The organism is Caulobacter sp. Root487D2Y (genome assembly GCF_001427165.1).
GTDB lineage: Bacteria > Pseudomonadota > Alphaproteobacteria > Caulobacterales > Caulobacteraceae > Caulobacter.
In genome coordinates this window covers 215,736-239,538 of sequence record NZ_LMFD01000009.1, presented here as the reverse complement: position 1 = coordinate 239,538, position 23,803 = coordinate 215,736, and the positions used below count along the sequence as shown (strand labels likewise).

The window sequence follows — 23,803 nt, the reverse complement described above, 5'->3', positions numbered from 1 at the left end:
CTTTTCGTGCGCCTGTCGTTATTTGAGCGGCAGGAACAGTTCGACGACCACCTCGTGCACCGACGCGTTCGGCGGGAACGAGAAGTGCCGCTGGCAATAGACCGGGAAGTCCCGGGCTTCCTCACCGCTGGCGGGAAGCCAATCCCGGTAAAGGTAGAGCGCCGCCGGCTCGAGGTTGTGGGTGTCGTGGACGACGCGCAGCACCGCGCAGCGTCCGCCGGGGATCTCGCCGGCCTTCATGATCTCGTCGTCGGGCGCGATCGGCCGATCGGTGCCGATGCAGAGGTCCATGCTGTAGTCGGCGGGGTTTTCGGGAATCCTCTCGGACCGGAAGATGTTGAAGGTCGAGCTCGTCTCGGGCGACAGGCCGGCGGCTTTCCGCCAGGCGATGAACCGCTCGATCGTGGCGCCGAGCGTCGCCCGGTCGCCTCGATGCTCCAGGATCGCCACCGGCGTCGGGGGGACTTGGCGGATAGAGACGTCGTCGGGGGTGTAGGTGATGTGCATGAGCTTGCTCCTGGCATTGTCCAAAGGCCCGAAGGCCGCAAGCCACGGCGCCCAGTCGGGCGATTTCCGGAACGACGAAGGCGATTGTCCGAACCTGCGCCGAAAGGCGCGGGCGAAGGCGTCCGGCGCGTCATAACCAGCTTCCATCGCGATCTCCGTGACGCTGTGAGCGTCCTTCGAGGCAAGCTGGTGCGAGGCGCGTTTCAGGCGGGCGAGCTGGACGTAGCGATGCACCGACAACCCGAAGGTCGCCATGAACTGCCGGTGGAAATGGAATTTGGAGAAGGCCGCGACGCGGCTCACCGTTTCAAGGTCCAGATCACCGTCGAGATGCTGGTCGACATAGTCCAGCACCCGCCGCATCCGAGCCTGGTAGTTTCGAAGCGCCGCCTTCATCGTCATCCTTTTCCGTGGTGGCGCCAGTTAGTCGCTCGCCGCCGGATCGCGCTCGACCGATCTTGCGGTTTGGCGTGCGTGGGGAGGCCTATCGCCGATCCTCCAGGATCATCGCCGCGCCCTTCTCGGCGATCATCACCGTGGGGGCGTTGGTGTTGCCGGAGGTGATGGCCGGCATCACCGAAGCGTCCACCACCCTCAGGCCCCGCAGGCCGCGCACCCTCAGGCGCTCGTCCAGGACCGCCAGCGGGTCGTCGGCCGGTCCCATGGCGGCCGTGCCGACCGGGTGGAAGATCGTGGTGGCCAGCGCCTTGGCCGCCGCCAGCAGCGCCTCGTCCGTCTCGATCGCCGCGCCGGGGCGAAACTCCTCGGGCGCGTAGGGGGCCAGGGCGGGCTGGCTCACGATCCGGCGCGCCCAGCGCAGCGAGGCGACCGCGACGTCGCGATCCTCCAAGGTGGCCAGGTAGTTGGGATCGATCCGCGGCGGGTCGGCCAGGCCTGGGCCGGACAGGCCGACGCGTCCCCGGCTGGTGGGGCGCAGGTTGCAGACGCTGGCGGTGAACGCCCCGAACCGGTGCAGGCCCTCGCCCCAGCGGTCCAGGCTCAGCGGCTGGAAGTGGAACTGCAGGTTCGGCGTGGCCCGGCTGGGGTCCGAGCGGCAGAACATCCCCAGCTGCGAGGGGGCCATGGTCAGGGGGCCGGACCGGCGCAGCGCATAGTCGACGCCCATGCCGATGCGCCTGACCAGGTTGGCGTAGTCGGTGTTGAGGGTGCGCACGCCCGTGACCTTGTAGACCGGCCGGATCTGCAGGTGGTCCTGCAGGTTGGCGCCGACGCCCGGCAGGTGGTGGCGTACGGCGACGCCGGCCTGCTTCAAGGTCTCCGCGTCCCCGATCCCCGACCGCTGCAGGATCAGAGGCGAGCCGATCGCGCCGGCCGCCAGGATCAGCTCGCCGGCGATGCGGGCGGTCAGCACCTGGCCGCCGCGCATCGCGCGCAGGCCGACGACCCGCCGCCCGTCCAGCTCGATCCGTTGAACCTCGACGCCCGTCTCCAGGCGCAGGTTGCCGCGCGCCAGCACCGGCTTGAGGAAGGCCGAGGCGGTGCTCCATCGCCGGCCCGCGCGCTGGTTGACCTGGAAATAGGACGAGCCCGAATTGTCGCCGCCGTTGAAATCCTCGACCGCGGGCACGCCGGCCTGCACCCCGGCCTGGCGGATGGCGTCCAGGATGTCCCAGCGCACCCGGGGATGCTCCACCCGGTATTCGCCGCCCGCGCGGTGATGGTCGCCCTTCGGCGCGATGTGGTCCTCATGGCGCAGGAAGTAGGGCAGCACGTCGGCCCAGCCCCAGCCCACGAGCCCCTTCTGTCGCCAATGATCATAGTCCAGAGCCTGGCCGCGCATGTAGATCATGGCGTTGATCGACGAGGAGCCGCCGATCACCTTGCCGCGCGGATAGGCCAGGACGCGGCCGTCGAGTCCAGGCTGGGCTACGGTCTCCAGCAGCCAGTCGGCGCGCGGATGGCCGATGGCGAACAGGTAGCCGACCGGAATGTGGAACCAGATCCAGTTGTCCCGGCCGCCCGCCTCGAGCAGCAGCACCTTGACCGAGGGATCGGCCGACAGGCGGTTGGCCAGCACGCATCCGGCCGAGCCGGCGCCGACCACCACATAGTCGAACTCTCCCAGGTCGATCTCGTCCGCCATCGCGCCGAATCCTCCGTTCGCCGCGCCTCGCTCCGGGCGGTCGCTCCGTCAGGCTGGGGCAAGCGCGCGGGATTGGGAAGCGTCCGTCCTCGGCCGGCCCGGTTTCGACGCCCCGACGATGTCGCCCAGGGCCTCGTCGAGCGTGGGATAGGTGAAGGTGAAGCCGCTGGCCAGGGCCGCCGCGGGGATCACCCTTTGCCCCTTCAGCAGCAGCTCGTCGGCGAAGGCGCCCAGGGCCAAGCGCAGGGGCGCGGCCGGGGCCGGCAGCACGGCGGGGCGATGCAGGGCGCGGCCCAGGGCCTGGGCGAAGGCGGCGTTGCGCACGGGCTCCGGCGCCGTGCCGTTGACCGGCCCGTTCAGGCCGGGCGTGGCGACGGCGTGGGCGATCAGGCGCACCAGGTCGTCCAGGTGGATCCAGCTCATCCAGTGACGCCCGGCCCCGAACGGACCACCCAGGCCGAACTCGAACGGCGTCAGCATGCGCGACAGGGCGCCGCCGTCGACGGCCAGGACGATGCCGATGCGCAGGCGCACCACGCGCACGCCCAGGTCCTGGGCCGCCATCGCCGCGCGCTCCCAGCGCCGGCAGACCGTGCGCGAGAAGCAGTCGGCGCCGTCGGCGGTCTCGTCCAGCGTCTCGTCGCCGCGCAGGCCGTACCAGCCGATCGCCGAGCCGCTGACCAGCACTTCGGGACGGCGGTCCAACCGGGCGATCAGGGCGACCACGGCCCGGGTCACCGCCAGGCGGGAGCCGACGATCCGCCGGCGCTTGGCGGGGGTCCACAGGCCGTCGGAAATCGGCTCGCCGGCCAGGTTGACGATGGCGTCGACCCGCGCGTCGTCGGCGATCTGGTCCAGGGACGTGACGATCCGGATCGGGGCGGGCAGGTCGGCGGCGGCGCGCCGGTCGCGGGTCAGGGCGATGACTTCGTGTCCGGCGCCCACCAGGGCCGCGACCAGGCGGCGGCCGATCAGGCCGGTGGCCCCGGTGACCAGGACCGCCTGGCGCGGCGCCAGCGCCTGGACCAGCGGAACGGGGTCGGCGGCGACGATCCGAGCCGTCCGTCTGGCGGCGGCCAGGTCGCGCAGGCCGAAGACGACCACGCCCACGGCGGCGAGGGAGCAGAGCAGGCTCCAGACGTCGTAGAAGGTCGGGACCAGCGCGGTCGGGTTCGTCGCCCAACCGGCCAGCAGCGGGATCACCAGCGCCAGCACCACGCCGTAGTTCAGGGTCAGCAGGGTGTGGGTGATCCGCTCGCTGGCCGGCAGCTTGCGCGTGCGGTCCTCCTCGACGAAGTCCCACAGGGTCACGACCAGTTCGCCCAGCATCAGCGCGATCAGGGCCAGCGCCAGCGCACCTTGCGGCTGGGTCCAGCCCAGGCCCAGCAGCATCACCGCATAGGACAGGTTGCGCACGCCGTGCAGCCGCAGCTCGCCGGCCTGGGACGGTCGCCAGGCCAGGCGCTCGGTCAGCTCGTGGTGATAGAGGGTGTCGAACCCGCCCATCGCCACCTGGGCGAACACCAGGGTCCAGATCAGGTCGGTCATCGGCGTGGCTCCCGAAGGTCTAGTGGATGTGGCCTAGTGGACGTGAGGCGGTCGCTCGCGGAACACCCCGACCTGGCGGAGCATCGGACCGAGCAGCGGATGGCGCAGGTCCAGGACGAAGGCGAAGCCGCCGTCGCCCTGGTCGATGTGGCTGATGGTCAGGGCGCCCGGCGCCAGCCAGGCCGGCAGCCGGAGGCGCAGGCCCAGCCGCCTCGGACCCAGCGCCAGGAAGTAGTGGCGGCTGTGGAAGTGCAGCGCCGTCTCGTCGGCGCTGACCGCCAGGGCGATGCCGAAGCCCCAGCCCAGATACTCCTCCAGGCCGGTGGGGCCGGCGAAGCGCTTGCTGCTGTGGATCACCTGCGGAAAGCCCTGGGCCTGGTTGTACATCCGGGTCCAGAACTGGCCGCCGGCCTGGCCGTCCTCGGTCACCGTCACCACGGCGGCCACGCCGAGGTCGTCGTACAGGGGCAGGGGCGCGCCGATCGGCCGGCACAGCTGGGCCAGCGCCCGGCCCGCCCAGGTGCGCCGGCTTTCGGTGATCTCGCCGACATAGGTCACGGCCATGCCGGGCCGCAGGCGCTTGCTGAACCGCTCGCGCACCGCCTGGGGCAGGCGGCTCCAGCCGGCCTCGCCCAACAGGGCGCGGAAGCGCGGGTCGCGCGGGTCGGCGGGCGTGGCGAAGGCGGGCTCCAGCTCGCCCCGGCCATGGGGCGGGTGGGTTCCTTCGAGTTCGAGCATCGCCAAATCCCCTGTTCCCATATTCCTGCTATTTCTGTCAAAAGAGAAATATCAGGCCAAATTTTTAGCTCGCCTTGTCCGGCTTGCCGCGCCCCATGCCCAGCAGGCCGACGACCTTCGAGCCCATCTTGATCAGCGACATCAGGGTGCTGGGCGGCACGCTCAGCATCTGGCCGTACCAGCTGTCGATCGTGGTGACGAAGCCGTGCATCTCCTTCAGGCGCTTGCGCGCCACGGGGCTGAGCGTCGGATCATCCTCGGCCGCCGCCAGGACCGGACCCAGCGCCTCGACCATCGGGTCGATCTCGCGTTCCTTGCGGCCCTGGGCGATGCGGGTCAGCATCTGCCACAGGTCGGCCTCGGCCTCGTAGTGGTCGCGCCGGTCGCCCAGCTGGGGCACGCGGCGGATCAGCTTCCAGCCGATCAGCTCGCGGATGCTGTTGGAGACGTTGGAGCGGGCCATGCCCAGGCTGTCGGCGATGTCCTCGGCGGTCATCGGCTTGTCGGCCAGATAGAGCAGGGCGTGGATCTGGGCGACGGAGCGGTTGACGCCCCATTGCCCGCCCATGTCGCCCCAGCGCAGCACGAACTGCTCGACCGCGGCGGGGAGGCGTTTCGCGTTGTCTGCCGTTTCTGTCATGACAGAAATATGCGACTGGTGACGGGCGGAGTCAAGCTGGCGGTTGGCGGCCCATGGATCGGCTGTCATCCCGGACAAGCGCGATGCGCGCAGATCCGGGACCGCCGGAAGCGCGGCGTTCAGGCGTCGGTCCCGGGTCTACGCTTCGCGCAGTTTATCCTTGGGCGCGCGCAAAGCGCGTCCCGAGGGCCCGGGATGACAACAAAGGGGGCGGCAAACGGATCGGACCCTCTAGCGCCCCGAGGCCTGGACGGTCGCGGTCAGGGTCGTTCCCACATAGCGCTCGCAGCCGCTCGTCGGGCCGGACGCGTAGACCGTGCACGGCGGCTGGTAGTCGGCGGGGGTGTTCAGCAGGGCGAAGCCGCCGCCGCCGGTCGTGGCCTGGACCATGCTGGTCGATCCGCCGCCGTCGAGATTGAGCGCGGTGTTCGCCCCCAGGTGCAGCAGGGCCTGGGCGGCCTCGGCAAGCTCAAGCCCTGTGTTGGGCGAGGGCGAACGGTCGAAGGCGACCAGCCAGAGCGTCCTGGCGTCGGCGGAGAGGCCCGCGACCGTGCGGGCGTTGGGACCGAAGAACTCGGACTTGGGATCGCCCGGCGGCGCCACGCTCTTGCCGCCGAACACCAGCATGTGGCTGCCGGTCACGGCCATGACCGTCCCGACGGGCACGGGCTGGCCCGGGCCGGAATAAACGATGGCCACGGCGCCGTTGGCCAGCTGCGCCAGGCTGGCGTCGAACGGGAAGCCCTGCTTGGCGGGATCGGCGCCCTGGAGCGCATAGGTCTGGCCGCCGCTGATCTCCCAGCCCGCCAACTGGGTCGGCAGGCCGGGGGCGGCGTAGACGCAGCAGTTGCTGAACAGGTTGGCGTTCACGGCTACGCTGGCGCCGGTCGCGACCAGAACGTCGGACGGCAGCTGCATCACGAACCCGCTCGAACCGGGCGCGGAGGCGGCCAGCTGGATCGCGCCGCCGCCGACGTCGAGGGTCAGGACGTGCGCGAGGGCCTGGTGGGCGCCGTCCGTGTTCTTGCAGGCGACCTGGATCGTCTGGTAGCCGATCTCCGGGAACAGGGACTTCGGCGCGTCCACGACCTTGTAGCGGCAGGTCGGCGGCTGGGCCGAGGCCGCGCCGGCGGCCAGCGCCGCCAGCGCTCCGAACAGGGCCGCCGCCGCCCGCACCGCCAGCTTCCTCATCTTCCGGACCTCCCCATGGGTTGTGAAGCTCTACCAAGAATTGAGGCGCTCGTCTTGTGCGCAGGGCGACAACGGCGCGCCGAAATAGTGAACGCCGATCTCCCAAATCGCCAAATTCGTGATCACGAAGGCTCGCCGTTTCGGTCCGATGAGGGCAACCTGCGCCTGGGACAATCGGCGAGGAGGGACGGGTGATGGGCGAGGAAACCGCCGGCGGCGGCGTCAGCTACGAGAAAGTCGGCGCCGAGTATTTCGACAAACGGGGCCTCAAGCGCTACGCGGGCGTGTTCTCGCTGTGGGCGCTGGGCGTCGGGGCGGTGATCTCGGGCCAGTTCTCGGGCTGGAACCTGGGCATGGGCGTCGGCGGCTGGGGCGGCATGCTGGTGGCCACCCTGATCATCACCGTGATGTATCTGGGCCTGACCTTTTCGATCGCCGAGATGGCCGCGGCCCAGCCGCACACCGGCGGAGCCTACAGCTTCGCCCGCGCCGCCATGGGGCCGTGGGGCGGCTTCATCACCGGGCTGTGCGAGAACGTCGAATACGTGCTGACGGCCGCCGTGGTCTGCTTCTTCATCGGCTCGTACCTGGGCGGCATCTTCGAGACGCCGGCCTGGGTGCAGCCGCTCTATTGGATCGGCTCCTACGTGATCTTCGTCGGCCTGAACGCCGGCGGCGTGGCGATGTCGTTCCGGTTCACGGTGTTCATCACCCTGCTGGCCCTGGCCTGCCTGGCGGTGTTCTGGGTCAGCGCCCTGCCGCACGCCGACTTCCTGAAGTACGCCATGAACGTCGGCCCGGGCGGGACCGAGCTGAAGGACGGCCACGGACCGTTCCTGCCGGCCGGCGTCGGCGGGGCCCTGGCCCAGCTGCCGTTCGCGGTGTGGCTGTTCCTGGCCATCGAACAGCTGCCGCTGGCGGCCGAGGAAAGCCACACCCCGGCGCGCGACCTGCCCAAGGGCATCATCCTGGGCATGCTGACCCTGATCGTCTCGGCCCTGCTGGTGCTGTGGCTCAACAGCGCCATCTCGCCGGGGACCTTCGCCCTGTCCAAGTCGGGCGAGCCGATCCTGGAGGGCTTCCGCACGATCTATGGCGGGGGCCTGGCCAAGGTCCTGGCCGCCGTCGCGGTGGCGGGCCTGATCGCCAGCTTCCACGCCATCATCTTCGCCTATGGCCGTCAGATCTATTCGCTGTCGCGGGCCGGCTACTTCCCCCGCGCCCTGTCGGTGACCCACGGGGTGCGCAAGACGCCGGACGTGGCCCTGCTGACCGGCTCGGCGGCCGGCCTGGCGGTGATGCTGGCGGTCTGGTTCATCCTCGGGGCCGAGAAGGGCGCGGCGGTGATCGGCGGGACGTTGCTGAACATGGCGGTGTTCGGGGCCATGCTGTCCTATGTGGCGCAGGGCGTGTCGTTCATCCTGCTGCGCAAGAAGTTCCCGCTGATGGAGCGGCCCTACAAGAGTCGGTTCGGCCTGACCGGCGCGGGCCTGACGGTGGTGATCTCGCTGGTGACGATCTTCTACCAGCTGAAGGACCCGATCTATCGTACCGGGGTGATCGGGGTGGCGATCTGGTTCGCGGTGGGCGTGGCCTATTTCGCCCTGTTCGGCCGCAAGAAGCTGGTGCTGTCGCCGGAAGAGGCCTTCGCGATCAGCGGCGGCAAGGCGACCTACGAGACGCACTGACGGGGAGACCCTCAAGGACCCTCGGGGGGACGAGCGACGGGACCTGTCCCCAGCTTGTCCCCCGAAACTCGCCGCGATTTCGAATATCGATGTTCACCCAATCGACGCGACACGCTATCGAATGGGGAACCACGGTGAGGAAGCCCATGACGTCGCGGTCCATGATTTCCGCCCTGACTGTCGCGCTCATGCTTGGCGTGTCGGCGCCCAGCTTCGCCCAGGTTCCCGCCAACCTGACGGCCGCTGTCGCAGATCCGGCCCGCCCGGCGGCCGACACCGCCCGCGACGCGGCTCGCCATCCGGCCCAGGTCCTCGCCCTGGCCAACGTCAAGCCGGGCGGCAAGGTGGTCGATTTCATCATCGGCGGCGGCTACTTCACCCGCATCCTGTCGGCGGCCGTCGGTCCGACCGGCACGGTCTATGCCTATCAGCCGGCCGAGTTCATCAAGTTCCAGGCCAAGTACGGCCCGGACCTCGAGGCCGTCGTGGCGGCCTACAAGAACGTCACGCCGCTGACCGACAGCCTGGTCGGGCTGGACCTGCCCGACGGCCTGGACGCGGTGATCACCGTCCAGAACTACCACGACCTGCATCTGAAGCCGTTCCCGGCCGACCTGGCCGCCAAGATCAACGCCGAGGTGTTCAAGTCGCTGAAACCGGGCGGGGTGTTCCTGGTCGTCGACCACTACGCGGCCGAGGGTTCGGACCTGTCGGCGGTCGACCCCCTGCACCGGATCGACATCGCGGTCGTGAAATCCGAGGTCGAGGCCGCCGGCTTCAAGCTGGCCGCCGAGAGTCGGGTGCTGCGCAACCCGGACGACCCGCGCACCGCCATCGTCTTCGACCCGTCGATCCGGGGCAAGACCGACCAGTTCATCCTCAAGTTCGTGAAGCCATAGGGGAGGGGGAAGGGGACACGCCCGCGCTGTCAGCCGCGCCGGGACAACAAGAGCGCCGTTCGCGAGGGCGTGTCCCCACTTCTTCCGCCTGGCGGTGCGCCAGGTTCGCATTGTCCCACGGCCCCAACCCGCCATGGACGTCGTTCCAGCCGCTCCGTCGCGGCGGCCGCGCCTCGGGCGTCGTCATCAGGTCGCGAGGCGGTCCTTGAGCATCCGCAGCGTGGCGATGACGCCATGGGTGGGCCAGTCGTAGACGATGGACCCGCCCAGCTGAGCCGACATTCCCCGGGTCACCAGCTTGCTGCCGAACCCTCCGGCTCCTTCCGGCGCCGTGACCGGCGGGCCGCCACGCTCGGTCCAGATCATGACCACGTCCTGGTCCTGCGCCGTGCATGAAACGTCCAGCGTGCCGGCTTCGACGGAGAGCGCCCCGTATTTCAGGGAATTGGTCGCCAGTTCATGGATTACCAGGGCCAGGGTGGTCGCCGCGGCCTCCCCCACGCCCATCCGGGGGACCGACACGCGAATGCGGCCGCTGAAGGCGCCCAGGTCGTCATAGGGCGCCAGAAGGACGGAAATCAGGTCTCCAAGCAGCGCGGCCTTGCCGTCGCCGCCGGGGATCGGACGAACCAGGTCGTGGGCGCGGCCCAGGGAGGTGAGACGCTCCGTCAGTTCACGCGCCATTTCCGTCGTCGTCTCGGTCGAGCGCGAGGTGATCGCGGTCAGGGCCGAGGCGATTGTCAGCAGATTCTTGACCCTGTGACTCATCTCGCCGGCCAGCAGCTCGTTGGCCTCTTCCGCCTGCTTGCGGCCGGTCACGTCGAGAAAGACGCCGACCATGATGCGGCCGATCATGCCCTGGTCGTCGCCCTGGCCGCGGGCCGAGATCCATCGGACATCGTCTTCGACCATGACGCGAAAATCGATTTCGTAGGCTCCGATGATTCCGCGCGTCGCCGCGAACGCGGCTCGAACTCGGTCGCGATCCGCGGGGTGGATGTGGGCGGACAGGTCTTCGAAACACACCGCCGTCGTGACCGGCACGCCCCACAGGCCGTAGCCCAGTTCGTCCATGATCAGTTGATCGGAGTCGACATTCCACGACCAGAGGGCCACGCCCGCCGCCTCGAGAGCCCGTCGGAGCTGCTTGGTATCCCAGACCTGAGGAGCGGATTCTGAAGCGGGCAAGGAGGGTTCTCTGGATTCAGGGGAAACGGATCAGTATCACGGCGTCACGGCCGCTCGCGATATATCGCGTCGGCCGACCGTTCAGGATCGGCCCGACAGGCCGATAAGGGTGGATGTCGGACGCTCCGGGCGGACGCGCACATCGGGTTCCAGCGAGATGACGGCCTAGATCAACAGAGCCGCCAGTGTTGGGCCAGCTTGAGCGACGTCGCCGATCTTGCCTTGATCCACACGCACCGCCGTCCCGGGATCCATGTCGATGATCTTCACGTCGGCCTTCAACTGAGCCGCCAGGGCGCGGACGATGCTCGTCCCCAGGCCCGGCGCGACGCCGCCCTTGGGCATGCCGACACCATCATCGACGACCGACAGCGACCAGCCCGTGTCCGTCGAGCGATAGGCGACCGTGATCGTTCCGGCCCGCTCCTCGGGAAAAGCATGCTTGAGGGCGTTGATCACCAACTCGGTGACCATCAGACCCAAACTCACGGACCGCTCTGAACTGGTGGAGCTGCCGTCGGCGTCGACGGTGATCGTCAACTGGTCGGGATCGCGGATCATCGAGGCGGCGATGCTGGCGCAAAGCTCGGTCAGATATTCGCCGATCAGCACCTCGGCCTCGCCGGTCGTGGCCAACTGGCGCTGAATGGCGGCCACGGACATCACCCGATTGTGGGCGCTGTGCAGATGGTCGCGGGTCTCCTCGGACTGCACCTGCCGGGCGCTCTGCAACAGGACGCTGGCGATGATCTGCAGGCTGTTGGCCACGCGATGCTGCAGTTCCTGCAACATGATGGCCTTGTCGCGCACGAGGTCGTCCTTGATCTTCTCGGCCAGACGCTGATCGGTGACGTCGGCCACCGCCAGCAACAGCAGCTGTCGCGCCGGAGGGCCGAACAGAAGATTTTCGGCGCTGAGCACCAGGCGGCGTCGCGCGCGGCCTTCGCCCTTGAGGTCCATCTCATAAGCGGGGATCTTCGCTCTGCCCGAAGCCGTGGCTTTGAGCAGCGACTTCAGTTGGGGCACATTCCATTCGCCGTTCCCCAGGGCGGTGACCAGCTGGCCCGCGACGCTTGCCGGTTCGATGCCGAAGGCCCCGCAAAAGGACGCGCTCGCGGCGATCACCGTCAGATCGAGATTCAAGAGCAGAAGCGGCTCGGACGACGATCCGATGATCGCCATGGCCAGGTGATTTCCGGCGTCACCGCCAGGTATCGAATGGGCAGCCACGCCGTCCCCCAGAGACCGGAGACTCGCGAAGCGAAAGCCATGCCCGGTCTGAATTTTTGGAAATTCTCTAAGGTCGACAATCCGACATTGTCGAGAACTGGAGACACCTTAGCACGCTTGAGATCGTTCTCGGCAGAACTTCCAAACTATTGTCGCTCTCCGCGAACCTGCTCGTCTGGATCCGAGCGGCTTCAATAGGCGGGATGGCCCTTTTCGAGCATTTCGTCTTGCCATTCGGCCAGATCGGCAAGCCTTCGCCATTCCTTGGCCATGCGTTGGCATTCCACGATGACGGCCCCGTTCGATGAGGCTTCCGTCGCCCTGTCCATCAGATCGGCCCGTGCGCGGTATTGCTTGGCGGTCATCATGATTGGCCAGGATCTTCGGCGCCGTGAACTCGGCGCCGAACGCCTTGGTCCGTCCGGCCGCGCCAGGATGGCTCCGCCAACTTCCCGATCGTGATCTTAGCATGTGGGGGGGAGGCCATGAGACCCTCGATGACAACGTCGTTCGTCGTCGCACGGGCTCCAATTGAGGGTCTGTCACCGCGAGCACATAGTGGAACAGACGCCGTTCACATCCGCTTAGGTTGATGCGCGGGAAAGACGCGCCAGGCGCCGACAGAGTCTAGGATGACCAATGGCCCAGTTCGCCCCGGACAATGCGCTGCTGCGGTCCCTGTCGAAGAAGGACCTCGAGGAGTTGCGGCCGCATCTCGAACTGATCGATCTCACGGTCGGCCAGGTGCTCTACGAGATGGAGGACCCGATCAACTGGGTCTATCTGCCCGAGGTGGGGCTGCTGTCGCTGATCACCGTGATGGTCTCCGGCGCGGCGCTGGAAACCTCGATCGTCGGACGCGAGGGCGGCGTCGGCTTCATCGAGGCCCTGGGCAGCGGCGTCATGTACAGCCGCGTCATCGTTCAGATCCCGGGCAAAGCCTATCGTGTCCGCGCCGTGGCTTACCGGCGGGCCTTCGACGACAGCCCCGCCATGCGCAAGGCCGTCCATCGCCAGCTCGAACTGCTGCAGGCCGAAAGCCGGCAGGCCATCGCCTGTCACGGGCTGCACAAGGTCAAGGAGCGGTTCAACCGCTGGCTCCTGGAGTGCCAGGACCTGTCCGGCGGGCTTGATGACATGCCCCTGAAGCAGGAGTTTCTCGCCGTCATGCTGGGGGTGTCGCGCACGGCGATCACCCGCATCGCGATGGGCGCTCAAAGGCAGGGCCTGATCCGCTACGCGCGCGGTTCGGTGAAGATCCTGGATCGCAAAGGCCTCGAAAGAGGCGCCTGCGAATGCCGGGCGTCCGTCCAACATCTGCGCCGACAGCTGGAGCCGGACAGCGTTCTTGGCAGGGCCCTGGCGTAACCGCGCCGAAGGTCCGCGGCGGGGCGGATCTCCGCCGTCGACGCCATGCCGGCGAACGGCCCTTTCGCCTCCCGGCTTTCGCCGGGACGCCTGGCGCCTGAGCGAGCGTCCGGTCGTGTCCGAGCGGACCGACCGATCTCACCCCCCGAACGACCGTCCCGAACCGCCGAAGCCGCCGCGCGAGATCACCGAGCTGCGGCTCTGGACGCGGGTTGGCGCCCGCATCTCCGGCGCGTTGAAGCTGTCGGTGCGAACGCGGGTGCGGCCGGTGACATAGTCGCGCGACAGCGGATAGCCCGAGCCGCCGTAATAGGTCCCGTTGCGGTCGCGGTACATCGGCGCGCCGTAATAGCCGCCGCCCATGTTGTTCAGCGCCTGGCCGACGATGAAGCCGGTCAGCAGCGGGGTGAAGAAGCTGCCGCCGCCGCCGTTGTTGCGCGGCACGCATTGATCGACGCCGTAGCGCTCCTCGCAGCTTTGCTGGTCGCCGAACTTCGGGGCGTTGGCGGCGCTGTCCTTCTGGGCCTGGTCGTAGGCCGCCTGGCACTGGGCGGCGGTCATGTCGCCGGAGGTCTTGCAGTCGTCCAGCGAGGCGTAGGTCTTGGCGTCGATCTCGCGCGAGGCGGCCGGCGGGTCGCCCCACCGGGTCGCCGTGCCGGGATCGTCGCAGGCGCTGACCGAGATCGCGGTGCCGGCCATCAGGCCGGTCAGGGCCAGGCCGCTGGAGCGCAGGCGGCGACGCGGGAAGGAAGGTTGATCGGTCATGGCGCGCCTCAGGCCGTCATGCAGGCGGCGTTGAGCATGCCGACCGCCAGGGAGATGCTCAGCAGATAGACGCCGGCGGCGATGTCGCCCCGCTCGATCCGGTCGGCGACGTCCTTCATCGCCACCAGGCGCACCAGGGTGAAGGCGGCGATCTGCAGCACGCCCGCCAGGGTCGCCCAGGCGCAGAACTCCAGCAGGGTGACGGTGTTGCTGAGCGCCGAGGCCAGGGGCAGCACATAGCCGACCAGGGCTCCGCCCAGGGCCAGGGCCGCGGCGACATTGCCCTCGCGGATCAGCTTGCCCTCGTTGTAGGGCGTCACCCACTGGTAGACGAGCTTGAAGATCACCGTGAACAGGCCGGCGGCGACGAAGGCCACCACGAAGGCCAGGGCGCTGGCGCCAAATCCGTGCAGGTCCATTTGTTTCTCCCCCTAAAGGCCTAGGCCCGGAATTCGCCGACGCCCAGCGGGACGCCGATCATGATCTCGAACGACACCTCGGTGCGATCCTCGTTCTCCTGCTCGATGGCCAGCAGGAGCTCGCGGCCCTCGCCGGGCAGGTCGCGGCCGAACAGCATGCAGGTCTGGAAGATCCGCCGATCGGGGATGCCGTCGCGGTCGTCGTGGACGTCTTCCCAGAAGGTCACCGGGTCCTGGCTCTCGGCCTCGTCGCCGAACCACAGGCGCTGGTACTCGGGCAGGCCGGGGCCGGTGAAGGTGCGGGCCCGCAGCCGCTTGCCCCAGGCGTCGCGGTCGGCGCGGCCGCCCGGATAGGCGCTGTCCCAGGGGACGAAGACGGTGATGTCGTTGACCCGCTGGCCCTCGCGGTCGTCGGACACGGCTTGGAACATCACGTCGTCGTCGGTGTAGAACCGGTGCACGAAGCCGCCGTCCTTCAGGTCGACCAGGCCCTGGGCGGTGATCTCCAGGGTGTCGCGGTCCAGCGGGAAGCGCAGATCATCGCCCAGACGCCGCCAGGCCAGTGTGTCCAGCCAGACCGTGCGGCCCAGGGTGACGTTGCGGATCGCCGGCAGGGCCGAGGCGGGTGCGGCGTCCTTGCGGCCGAAGAGCTTGCTGAACATGAACGACCCGGCTTGCGAAACTCGTGTCACATGTACGACGCCCGCCGGCCGTTAAAAAGAGGAAGGGACAAAAGGGGGCGCGGGATTACCAACTTGTCATGCGGCCGCGTAAGGTCGCGCTCTCGACGACTGGCGTTCGCCCGCCCATCTAGTATGAAATCGCCTGAACAGGCTTGAGAGAGGATCACGCCCCCATGAGCCAGACCGCCTGGACTGTCCGCACCCTGAAAGCCGCGCTCGACGAAGCGCCGGGACGGGGCGCCGACGAGCTGACGGTGCGGGTGCTGGAAGGCGCCGACCCGATCCTGCTGGTCACCATGCACTGGCACGGCGACCTGGAAATCTATGTCAGCGTCAGCGACCAGCAGATCGCCGCCTCCACCCTGCTGTGGCCGGTCGACGAGCAGAAGGACCGCCACGCGTTCAACGAATTCCTGCTCAAGGCCCAGAAACTGGTGCCGCTGTCGAACTTCGGCATCAGCAGCGTGGGCGAGCGCGACTATTACGAGCTGTTCGGCGAGATCTCGACCACCTCGCCGGTCGACGAGATCCTGATCGAGCTGCGCACCCTGGCGCAGAACGCCATAGACGCCGCCTCGGACCTGCGCGCCTCGTTCGCGCCCGCCGCCTAAAAGCCATCTGGCCCATAAGAGCCTCAAGAGAGACCCCCTCATGTCCATCTGGAACAAGCTGTTCACCCTGGGCCGCGCGGGCGCGCACGAAGCCACCGCCGCCGTCGTCGACGCCAACGCCCTGCGCATCCTCGACCAGGAGATCCGCGACGCCGACGCCGCCCAGGGCAAGGCCCGCGACGACATGGCCACCCTGGTGGCCCGCCGCCGCATCCTGGAGAAGGAAGTCGCCGGCTTCCGCGACCAGGTCACCAAGTACGAGGGCTCGGCCCGCGCCGCCGTCGCCAAGGGCGACATGGACCTGGCCCGCCAGGTGGCCCAGCGCATCGCCGACCTCGAGCAGGACATCTCGGTGAAGGAGCCGCAGATCGGCGACATGCGCGCCGCCGAGGACCAGCTGCACCAGGCCATCACCGCCACCGACCGCCGCATCGAGACCCTGCGTCGCGAGGTCGAGGTCGTGAAGGTCAACGAGAGCGTCCAGAAGGCCCAGGCCGCCGTCTCGGCGCGCGGCGCGGGGGCCGGCGCTTCGCTCGGCTCGGCCGCCGACAGCCTGGCCCGGATCAAGGAGCGCCAGATGATCCGCGGCGAGAAGATCAAGGCCGCCGGCGAGCTGGAAGACCGCCGCACCGGCGCGGACCTGGACGAAAAGCTGCGTCTGGCGGGCATCCTGCCGGGCCAGTCCAGCGCCGACGACGTCCTGGCCCGCCTGGCCCCGGCCGCCCCGCCGCTGCAGATCGAGCAGAAGGACGGCAAGACCGAGTAGGATCTTGCGCCGCCTCAAGCTGACGCCGCGACCCGACTGGCAGGCCAAGGCCGAGGCGGTCGGGTTCGTCTATCACCACACCGAAGGCCAGGCCTATTGGGACGAGAGCGTCGCCTACGCCTTCACCCTGGACCAGGTGGAGCAGGACCTGGAGCCGGCCGCGGCCGAGCTCCACGAGCTGTGTCTGGACCTGGTCGACGAGGTGGCCGCCAGCCAGGAGCTGATGGAGCGGCTGGCGATCCCGGACGGCCATCGCGACTTCGTGGCCGCCGCCTGGCGCGCCAAGTCGCCGTCGCTCTACGGTCGCTTCGACTTCGGCTATGACGGCAAGTCCAAGCCCAAGCTCTACGAATACAACGCCGACACCCCGACTAGCGTCTTCGAGGCCGCCACCTTTCAGTGGCTGTGGCTCGAAGAACTGATCGCCAATGGGACGTTCCCGGCCAACGCCGACCAGTTCAACAGCCTGTTCGAGGCCCTGCGCGACCGCTTCAAGGTGCTGTTTCCCACCGGCGGCTTCGTCCACTTCGCCAGTGACGAGGACGCGGTCGAGGACCGCCAGACCGTGCGCTTCCTCGAGGACTTGGCGCTGCAGGCCGGGCTCGCGCCCAAGTTCGTGGCCATGGACAACATCGGCCTGAACGAGGAGGGCCAGTTCGTCGACCTGGAGGGCTTCGTCCTGCAGGCGGCGTTCAAGCTCTATCCGTGGGAGTTCATGCTGCGCGAGCCCTACGCCGCGCACCTGGAGACCGCCCAGGTCCGCTGGATCGAGCCGCCGTGGAAGGCGATCCTGTCCAACAAGGGCATCCTGCCGCTGCTGTGGGAGCGCCACCGCGGCCACCCCAACCTGCTGGAGGCCTATTTCGAGGGCGACCCGGCGGCGTCGGCCCTGGGCGGACGGTTCGTGCGCAAGCCGCTGTTCTCGCGGGAGGGCGCCAATGTCGAGATCGTGGGGGGCCCAGAACACCTGAGGGAGCCCGTCCTCGACCAGGGCTATGGCGAGGAGGGCGCGATCCTCCAAGCCTACCACCCGCCGCCGGCGTTCGACGGCAAGCGCCCGGTGGTCGGCGCCTGGATGGTCGGCAACGAACCGGCCGGCATCGGCATCCGCGAGGACGACAGCGTGGTGACCAAGAACCTGGCCCGGTTCGTGCCGCATGTGATCGAGGGGTAGGGGCTCAGGTCTCCGCCGCGAACGCAAAGACATCGCTGGCGGGGATCAATTTGGTTTGCCCATTCTGGTCCGAGGCCTGGACGAGCCCCAGCAGACGTCCCGCGCTATCTACCGCGGGCGCACCGCTCATACCCGGGGCGGCGTTCACTTGAACGACAACGCCGCGGAAGGGCGCTTCGCCGGTTTGAAGCGAAGTTGCTTCCAGGAGACGTCCGACTTCCAACTTTCTCCCGCCTTTCAATCGGGGACCAGGATCGATCCAAACAACGACCACGCGCTCGCCGAACGCGGCGTCCGAGGGCGTGCGGTCGAGGGGCGGCACGGCCTGCTTTTGGGTTTGCAGCAGGACCAAGTCGCGGACGTTATCCTCTTTCACCACCTGCGCGGATACGGAGGAGCCGCTCGGAAGACGGACGTAGATCGGCGTGCTGCCATCGGGCTCAAGCAAATGCCGAGCTGTCACCACAAGCCCGTCAGCGTTGAGCAAAAGGCCATTGCCTCTGCCTCCGCCTGAATGTTCTATCGCTACGACCCTGGCGCTAAGATCACTCAAGATATCCTGCAGGGCTAGGACAGCACGCTGGGCCTGTTCCGGCGGGGCGGTGGCCGCGATGGTGGTCAGGGCGCTTGTCGATCCCGGTCCCTTGAACGCCTCGGCCAGATCGATCGCCACCTTGGAATTGCCCAGCGCCGAGATCGCGATCAGCGCCGCCTTGCGCCGCTGTTCATCGGTCGAGGCCAGGTGATCAATGAACTTCTCGACCGTCTGGATCTCGGCGAACTGTATCTCGCGATCCTTGCGCGCGCTTTCGGCGGCGGTCTGGCGACGGTTGTAGACATTGGTCGCATAGAAGCCGATGCCGGCCACGGCAATGCCCGAGATCAGACCGGATATCGCGGTCAGCTTGTCCCAACCATCTTTGTCCGGCTTGAGCAGCTTGGCCTTGATCGCGTCGATCTGGGTTTGCAGGGACTCCAGCGTTGGTGGCTGGGAAGTCGATGCATGGGCGAAGCCCGAGGACAGGAGCCAGGCGGCCAAGGCCAAGATCGCGGCGCTACGACGTGACGACAAGGTTTCCCCCTCTGCCGACCCAACCCCTAGACGGCGTTACGTTAAGGTGTTTGGCCGCTGCCTTGCAATGCAGAGACGTGTTCGAGCCGCGATGCTCTTACTGGCGTTCAACATCCATCGGATGATGACGGTGTTTGTTGCATGCCCCCACCCGCCCCGGATGGGCCGCGCTCCCGTCATCCTCGGACTTGTTCCGAGGACCCCTGTCTCCACCGCGCGGACCGTGGGGTGGCGGGCTGGCCCGCCAATGAACCGACAGCTCGGCTGAACGCGGGGTCTTCGGAACAAGTCCGAGAATGACGGCGGATCGGGATGTGCTCGGCGAATAGCAGGTAAAGTTCAGCGATTTCAACGCCCTGAACTTTCTCGACCCGATTTGGTCCTCACCCTTCCAAACCGCCCGTATCCTTGTCCCACCTCGACGCGGGAAAGGGCGCATGGCCAGCGACCGATGCGGCGGCGGGGGGCGATCGAGCGGGCAGCTCTGTCGGCGGCGGGATCCGCGTGCGTAGGGATCTTGCCAAACCTCACGTCTCCAGGGCCGGCCGGGCATGGAACACTAAAACGGCGTGGCGTGAGGGCTGGCTTAGCAACAGGCGGACGGTGACGCGTTCGCGGTCCGGGACCGGGTGTCGTTGACCTGGCCCGCCCGTCGGAGGCTTCAAGGCGGCGAGGCCCTAACCAAGGCTCAGCGCCGCAGGCTTCCGGATAACGACCGCGCGGAGCGATCGGGCTTCGTCGAAACGGTATTTGTCTAAAAGCATCCGGACGGTGTCCGGCGCTCCGCGACCCTTTCCATTCCAACTCACAGCGAAAGCGTGAGCCTGAAGAGCCATGCCCGCTAACACTTGCCCCCACCTGACCGCTTCGCGGTCTGTCCGCCCCCACGGGGGCGGAGGACGCGCGCGCGGCGCCGGCGGCGGAACCTCTTCCCCCTGTGGGGGAAGACGGTCGCGAAGCGACCCGTAGGGGGCAAGCGTTCGCCGCACGAAAAAACTTCATCCGCCCCGTCGATCCATCCAGGGCTGGCTCGTCGACCTCAATAGCGAGACAGTCCGGCGACGACGGCGTCCCGGCTCGCTCCAGGAGGATTTCCAGATGCGCTACATGTGTTTGATCGTCACCGCGCCCCCCGGCCCGGCGGCGCCGACGCCGGAACTGACCGAGGCCATGAACGTCCTGGCCAATCGCGAGATCCAGGCCGGCCGGATGCTGGGCGGCGGCGGGCTGCTGCCGATGGACGCCGGCGCGCGGGTCACCCTGGCCGGCGGCAAGTTCACCGTGCTGGACGGTCCGATGGTCGAGGCCAAGGAGGTGATCGGCGGCTACGCGCTGTTCGAGTTCGCCAGCAAGGAAGAAGCCGTCGCCTCGGCGGTCGAGTTCCTGCAACTGCACAAGGACCACCAGCCGGGCTGGGAGGGAACGTGCGAGATCCGCCCGATGATCGAGCATTGAAGCCGGCTCCCGCCGCCGGCGGCCGGCGTCGATGAGCGACGCCGAGGCCCATCGCGCCATCCTCGCCGTCTGGCGGGTCGAGCATCCCAGGCTGATCACCAGCCTGGCGAGGATGCTGCGCGACGTGCCGTTGGCCGAGGAGCTGACCCAGGACGCCCTGGTCGCCGCCCTCGAAAAGTGGCCGGCCACGGGCGTGCCCGAGCGCCCCGGCGCCTGGCTGATGGCCACCGCCAAGCATCGGGCCCTGGACCGCCTGCGGCGCGGACCCATGCTGGAGCGCAAGCACGGCATGGTCGCCCGCGAGCTGGAGACCGAGCAGCGGGTCATGCCCGACTTCGACTCCGCCCTGGACGACGACATCGGCGACGAGATGCTGCGGCTGATCTTCACCGCCTGCCATCCGCTGCTGTCGCGCGAGGCGCGCGCGGCCCTGGCCCTGCGGATGGTCTGCGGCCTGACGACCGACGAGATCGCCCGGGCGTTCCTGATGTCCGAGACGGCGGCGGCCCAGCGCATCGTGCGGGCCAAGCGCACGCTGTCGGAGTCCGGCCTGGCCTATGAGACCCCGCGCGGCGAGGAGCGCGCGGCCCGCCTGGCCTCGGTGCTGGAGGTCGTCTACCTGATCTTCAACGAGGGCTACACCGCCGCGCGCGGCGACGACTGGCAGCGGCCCCAGCTGTGCAACGAGGCCTTGCGCCTGGGACGGGTGCTGACCGCCATCGCGCCGGACGAGCCCGAGGCCCACGGCCTGCTGGCCCTGATGGAGCTGAACGCCTCGCGCACGGCGGCGCGGACCGACGCGGCGGGCGAACCGGTCCTGATCCTCGACCAGGATCGCGGCCTCTGGGACCCGCTGCAGATCCAGCGCGGATTGCGGGCGCTGAAGCGGGCGCGGGACCTGGGCGGGGCGAGCGGCTTCTACGTCCTGCAGGCGGCGATCATCGCCCGCCACGCCCAGGCGCGGACGGCGGCCGACACCGACTGGCTGGGCATCGCCGCGCTCTATGCGGAGCTGGCGAGGGTCGCGCCGTCGCCGGTGGTCCAGCTGAACCGCGCCGTGGCGGTGGGCATGGCCGAGGGGCCGGCGGCCGGGCTGGCGATCGTCGAGGCCCTGGCCGACGCGCCGGCGCTGAAGGCCTATCACCTGCTGCCCGCCGTGCGCGGCGACCTGCTCCTGCGGCTGGGCCGGTTCGAGGAGGCGCGCGCGGCGTTCGTGGCCGCCGCCGACATGGCCGGCAACCGGCGGGAGGAGGCGCTGCTGCGAAGGCGGGCGGCGGAGGCGGGGAGGGGCGTGACCTGAGCATCTCACTGCCCGCTAACACTTGCCCCCACCTGACCGCTTCGCGGTCTGTCCGCCCCCACAGGGGGCGGAGGAGGCCGAGCGCGGCTCCTCTTCCCCCTGTGGGGAAAGACGGTCGCGAAGCGACCCGTAGGGGGCAAGTGATCGCCGCGCTGTCTCCTTCGACCACCCCCAAACTCTTGCCCATGCCGCCGGTTTGCATCACTGGTGAGCGAATGAGTCAGCCGGTCACGATCGAACTGGGCGAGGGCGGCGCGCATGACGCCCGGGCGCTGCGCCACGCCTTCGGATGTTTCACCACCGGGGTGACGGTGATCACCACGGTCTGCGAGGACGGCCGCCGCGTGGGGCTGACCGCCAACTCGTTCACCTCGGTGTCGCTGGATCCGCCCCTGGCTCTGGTCTGCGTCGACCTCAACTCGCGCAGCCTGCCGATCCTGGACACGGCCGGGCGGTTCACGGTCAACGTGCTGCACGCCGACCAGCAGCTGATGGCCCGCCAGTTCGTGCAGAAGGACGGTGACCGCTTCGCGGGCATCGACACCGAGACCTGGAGCACCGGCGCGCCGATCCTGCCCGATTGCATGGCCAATTTCGAATGCCTGACCCACCAGGTCTTCGACGCCGGCGACCACCGGGTCTATGTCGGGCGGGTGGTGAAGCTGCGCTATGACCCGGACCATGAACCCCTGGTCTATCTGCAGGGCCGGTTTCGCCGCGTGCACGTCGACGAGTAACTTCGGTTGTCATCCCGGACGAGCGCGCAGCGCGAAGATCCGGGACCGACGCCAGAGCGCCTGCGTTTCCGGCGGTCCCGGATAACGGCTTCGCCGTTTCCGGGATGACAGGGGGAGTGGACGAATTTTGCGGGATACGCGCGTCAAAGCGGATGCTATTGACGCGCAAAACAAGGTCTAGGGAGCGTATCATGCGGACCATCAGCCATTTCGTGAACGGACAAGCCCTCGAAGGAAGTTCGATCGAGAAGGGCGGCCGCTTCGGCGATGTGTTCAATCCGAACACCGGCGAGATCCAGGCCCGCGTGGCCCTGGCCACCGACGCCGAGCTGGACGCCGCCGTCCGGGCCGCCGCCGCCGCCCAGATCGGCTGGGCCGCCACCAATCCCCAACGCCGCGCCCGGGTGATGTTCGAGTTCAAGCGCCTGATCGAGCGCGACATGAACGTCCTGGCCGAGATCCTGTCGTCCGAGCACGGCAAGGTCATCGCCGACTCCAAGGGCGACATCCAGCGCGGCCTGGAGGTGATCGAGTTCGCCTGCGGCATCCCCCACATCCTGAAGGGCGAATACACCGAGGGCGCCGGACCCGGCATCGACGTCTATTCGATGCGCCAGCCGCTGGGCGTCTGCGCGGGCATCACCCCGTTCAACTTCCCCGCCATGATCCCGATGTGGATGTTCGGCATCAGCATCGCCGTGGGCAACACCTTCATCCTCAAGCCGTCGGAGAAGGACCCGACCGTGCCGGTCAAGCTGGCCGAGCTGATGATGGAGGCGGGAGCGCCCGCCGGGGTGCTGAATGTCGTGCACGGCGACAAGACCGCCGTCGACGCCATCCTGACCCACCCGCTGATCCGCGCGGTCAGCTTCGTCGGTTCGTCCGACATCGCCCACTACGTCTACCAGACGGGCACGGCGCACGGGAAACGCGTCCAGGCCATGGGCGGGGCCAAGAACCACGGCATCGTCCTGCCCGACGCCGACCTCGACCAGGTGGTCAAGGACCTGTCGGGCGCGGCCTTCGGCTCGGCCGGCGAGCGCTGCATGGCGCTGCCGGTGGTGGTCCCGGTCGGCAAGAAGACCGGTGACGAGCTGCGCGAACGGATGGTCGCCGAGATCGAGACCCTTCAGGTCGGCGTCTCCACTGACCTGGCCGCCCACTACGGCCCGGTGGTCAGCGCCGCGCACCGCGCCAAGGTCGCCGACTACATCCAGATCGGCGTCGACGAGGGCGCGGAACTGGTGGTCGACGGCCGCGACTTTAGCCTGCAGGGCTTCGAGAAGGGCTTCTTCATCGGCCCGTCGCTGTTCGACGGCGTCAAGAAGGGCATGAGGACCTACCAGGAGGAGATTTTCGGCCCGGTGCTGCAGATCGTCCGCGCCGAGACCTTCGAGGAGGCGCTGGCCCTGCCGTCCGAGCACCAGTACGGCAACGGCGTCGCCATCTTCACCCGCAACGGCCGCGCGGCGCGCGAGTTCGCCAGCCGGGTCAATGTCGGCATGGTCGGCATCAACGTGCCGATCCCCGTGCCGGTGGCCTATCACACCTTCGGCGGCTGGAAGCGCAGCGCGTTCGGCGACACCAACCAGCACGGCGTCGAGGGCGTGAAGTTCTACACCAAGGTCAAGACGATCACCGCGCGGTGGCCAGAAGGCGACCACGAGGGCGACGCCTTCGTCATCCCGACGATGAAGTAGGACGACAAGACATGGGGGCG

23 protein-coding genes are annotated in these 23,803 nt (G+C 68.4%); 10 read left to right on the top strand and 13 right to left on the bottom strand.

Going from position 1 to position 23,803, the window contains the following annotated elements; translation table 11 throughout:
- Positions 1-18: 18 nt before the first annotated feature.
- The 6 genes from ASD38_RS08655 to ASD38_RS08630 form a co-directional block, all read right to left on the bottom strand.
- Positions 19-903, bottom strand: a complete 885-nt coding sequence (locus tag ASD38_RS08655) for an AraC family transcriptional regulator (protein ID WP_056442426.1) — start codon at positions 901-903, stop codon at positions 19-21.
- Between the two features lie 88 nt (positions 904-991).
- On the bottom strand, positions 992-2,611 hold the full coding sequence (locus ASD38_RS08650) for a GMC family oxidoreductase (RefSeq protein WP_056459316.1): 1,620 nt from the start codon (positions 2,609-2,611) through the stop codon (positions 992-994).
- Positions 2,612-2,659: 48 nt separating this feature from the next.
- Positions 2,660-4,159, bottom strand: a complete 1,500-nt coding sequence (locus ASD38_RS08645; RefSeq protein WP_056459313.1) for a TIGR01777 family oxidoreductase — start codon at positions 4,157-4,159, stop codon at positions 2,660-2,662.
- A 33-nt stretch (positions 4,160-4,192) separates the two neighbouring features.
- Positions 4,193-4,897, bottom strand: a complete 705-nt coding sequence (locus ASD38_RS08640) for a DUF4166 domain-containing protein (protein WP_056459310.1) — start codon at positions 4,895-4,897, stop codon at positions 4,193-4,195.
- A 64-nt stretch (positions 4,898-4,961) separates the two neighbouring features.
- Positions 4,962-5,537 (bottom strand): GbsR/MarR family transcriptional regulator, encoded by a 576-nt coding sequence (locus ASD38_RS08635; protein WP_056441811.1) that lies wholly within the window; start codon positions 5,535-5,537, stop codon positions 4,962-4,964.
- A gap of 231 nt (positions 5,538-5,768) precedes the next feature.
- Positions 5,769-6,728, bottom strand: coding sequence for a phosphodiester glycosidase family protein (locus tag ASD38_RS08630; protein ID WP_056459307.1), 960 nt, complete (start codon positions 6,726-6,728; stop codon positions 5,769-5,771).
- A 194-nt stretch (positions 6,729-6,922) separates the two neighbouring features.
- Between ASD38_RS08630 and ASD38_RS08625 the strand changes: the two genes are divergently transcribed.
- Both ASD38_RS08625 and ASD38_RS08620 read left to right on the top strand, forming a co-directional pair.
- Positions 6,923-8,416 (top strand): amino acid permease, encoded by a 1,494-nt coding sequence (locus ASD38_RS08625; protein ID WP_056459305.1) that lies wholly within the window; start codon positions 6,923-6,925, stop codon positions 8,414-8,416.
- A gap of 146 nt (positions 8,417-8,562) precedes the next feature.
- On the top strand, positions 8,563-9,315 hold the full coding sequence (locus tag ASD38_RS08620; RefSeq protein ID WP_056459301.1) for a class I SAM-dependent methyltransferase: 753 nt from the start codon (positions 8,563-8,565) through the stop codon (positions 9,313-9,315).
- A gap of 186 nt (positions 9,316-9,501) precedes the next feature.
- Here the strand turns inward: ASD38_RS08620 and ASD38_RS08615 are convergent, their stop codons facing one another.
- From ASD38_RS08615 to ASD38_RS23805, 3 genes are all read right to left on the bottom strand, one after another.
- Positions 9,502-10,431 (bottom strand): sensor histidine kinase, encoded by a 930-nt coding sequence (locus tag ASD38_RS08615; protein ID WP_235523800.1) that lies wholly within the window; start codon positions 10,429-10,431, stop codon positions 9,502-9,504.
- A 237-nt stretch (positions 10,432-10,668) separates the two neighbouring features.
- Positions 10,669-11,685 carry a sensor histidine kinase gene (locus tag ASD38_RS08610; RefSeq protein ID WP_056441796.1) on the bottom strand — a complete coding sequence of 339 codons (1,017 nt, stop codon included), beginning with the start codon at positions 11,683-11,685 and terminating at the stop codon, positions 10,669-10,671.
- Between the two features lie 239 nt (positions 11,686-11,924).
- On the bottom strand, positions 11,925-12,101 hold the full coding sequence (locus tag ASD38_RS23805) for a hypothetical protein (RefSeq protein WP_156390623.1): 177 nt from the start codon (positions 12,099-12,101) through the stop codon (positions 11,925-11,927).
- Positions 12,102-12,372: 271 nt separating this feature from the next.
- Here ASD38_RS23805 and ASD38_RS08605 point away from each other — a divergent pair, with 271 nt between their 5' ends.
- Positions 12,373-13,101, top strand: coding sequence for a Crp/Fnr family transcriptional regulator (locus ASD38_RS08605; protein ID WP_056459296.1), 729 nt, complete (start codon positions 12,373-12,375; stop codon positions 13,099-13,101).
- Positions 13,102-13,239: 138 nt separating this feature from the next.
- Here ASD38_RS08605 and ASD38_RS08600 read toward each other — a convergent pair whose 3' ends face one another.
- From ASD38_RS08600 to ASD38_RS08590, 3 genes are read right to left on the bottom strand one after another with little or no spacing between them, the layout of a single operon-like run.
- Complete coding sequence (locus ASD38_RS08600) at positions 13,240-13,866, bottom strand: DUF1190 domain-containing protein (protein WP_056459293.1); 627 nt, start codon at positions 13,864-13,866, stop codon at positions 13,240-13,242.
- An 8-nt stretch (positions 13,867-13,874) separates the two neighbouring features.
- Complete coding sequence (locus ASD38_RS08595) at positions 13,875-14,285, bottom strand: DUF350 domain-containing protein (protein WP_056441787.1); 411 nt, start codon at positions 14,283-14,285, stop codon at positions 13,875-13,877.
- 20 nt (positions 14,286-14,305) lie between these two features.
- Positions 14,306-14,947 carry a YjfK family protein gene (locus tag ASD38_RS08590; protein WP_056441785.1) on the bottom strand — a complete coding sequence of 214 codons (642 nt, stop codon included), beginning with the start codon at positions 14,945-14,947 and terminating at the stop codon, positions 14,306-14,308.
- 194 nt (positions 14,948-15,141) lie between these two features.
- On the opposite strand from ASD38_RS08590, the gene ASD38_RS08585 reads away from it, so the two are divergent.
- Genes ASD38_RS08585 through ASD38_RS08575 form a run of 3 tightly spaced genes read left to right on the top strand, consistent with a single transcriptional unit; the run spans position 15,142 to position 17,519 of the window.
- Positions 15,142-15,579 carry a YjfI family protein gene (locus tag ASD38_RS08585; RefSeq protein WP_056441780.1) on the top strand — a complete coding sequence of 146 codons (438 nt, stop codon included), beginning with the start codon at positions 15,142-15,144 and terminating at the stop codon, positions 15,577-15,579.
- A gap of 40 nt (positions 15,580-15,619) precedes the next feature.
- The gene (locus ASD38_RS08580; RefSeq protein WP_056441776.1) at positions 15,620-16,345 is read left to right on the top strand and encodes a PspA/IM30 family protein; all 726 of its coding nucleotides are present in this window, start codon (positions 15,620-15,622) and stop codon (positions 16,343-16,345) included.
- Positions 16,346-16,349: 4 nt separating this feature from the next.
- Positions 16,350-17,519, top strand: a complete 1,170-nt coding sequence (locus ASD38_RS08575) for a glutathionylspermidine synthase family protein (RefSeq protein ID WP_056459289.1) — start codon at positions 16,350-16,352, stop codon at positions 17,517-17,519.
- Positions 17,520-17,523: 4 nt separating this feature from the next.
- Here ASD38_RS08575 and ASD38_RS08570 read toward each other — a convergent pair whose 3' ends face one another.
- Positions 17,524-18,558, bottom strand: coding sequence for a S1 family peptidase (locus ASD38_RS08570; RefSeq protein ID WP_162252134.1), 1,035 nt, complete (start codon positions 18,556-18,558; stop codon positions 17,524-17,526).
- 1,131 nt (positions 18,559-19,689) lie between these two features.
- Between ASD38_RS08570 and ASD38_RS08565 the strand changes: the two genes are divergently transcribed.
- From ASD38_RS08565 to ASD38_RS08550, 4 genes are all read left to right on the top strand, one after another.
- Entirely contained in the window at positions 19,690-20,046 is a 357-nt protein-coding gene (locus tag ASD38_RS08565) for a YciI family protein (protein WP_056441768.1), read from the top strand.
- A 31-nt stretch (positions 20,047-20,077) separates the two neighbouring features.
- The gene (locus tag ASD38_RS08560; RefSeq protein WP_056459283.1) at positions 20,078-21,346 is read left to right on the top strand and encodes an RNA polymerase sigma factor; all 1,269 of its coding nucleotides are present in this window, start codon (positions 20,078-20,080) and stop codon (positions 21,344-21,346) included.
- Positions 21,347-21,561: 215 nt separating this feature from the next.
- Positions 21,562-22,083 carry a flavin reductase family protein gene (locus tag ASD38_RS08555; RefSeq protein ID WP_056459281.1) on the top strand — a complete coding sequence of 174 codons (522 nt, stop codon included), beginning with the start codon at positions 21,562-21,564 and terminating at the stop codon, positions 22,081-22,083.
- 191 nt (positions 22,084-22,274) lie between these two features.
- Positions 22,275-23,783 carry a CoA-acylating methylmalonate-semialdehyde dehydrogenase gene (locus ASD38_RS08550; RefSeq protein WP_056459278.1) on the top strand — a complete coding sequence of 503 codons (1,509 nt, stop codon included), beginning with the start codon at positions 22,275-22,277 and terminating at the stop codon, positions 23,781-23,783.
- Positions 23,784-23,803 lie beyond the last annotated feature (20 nt).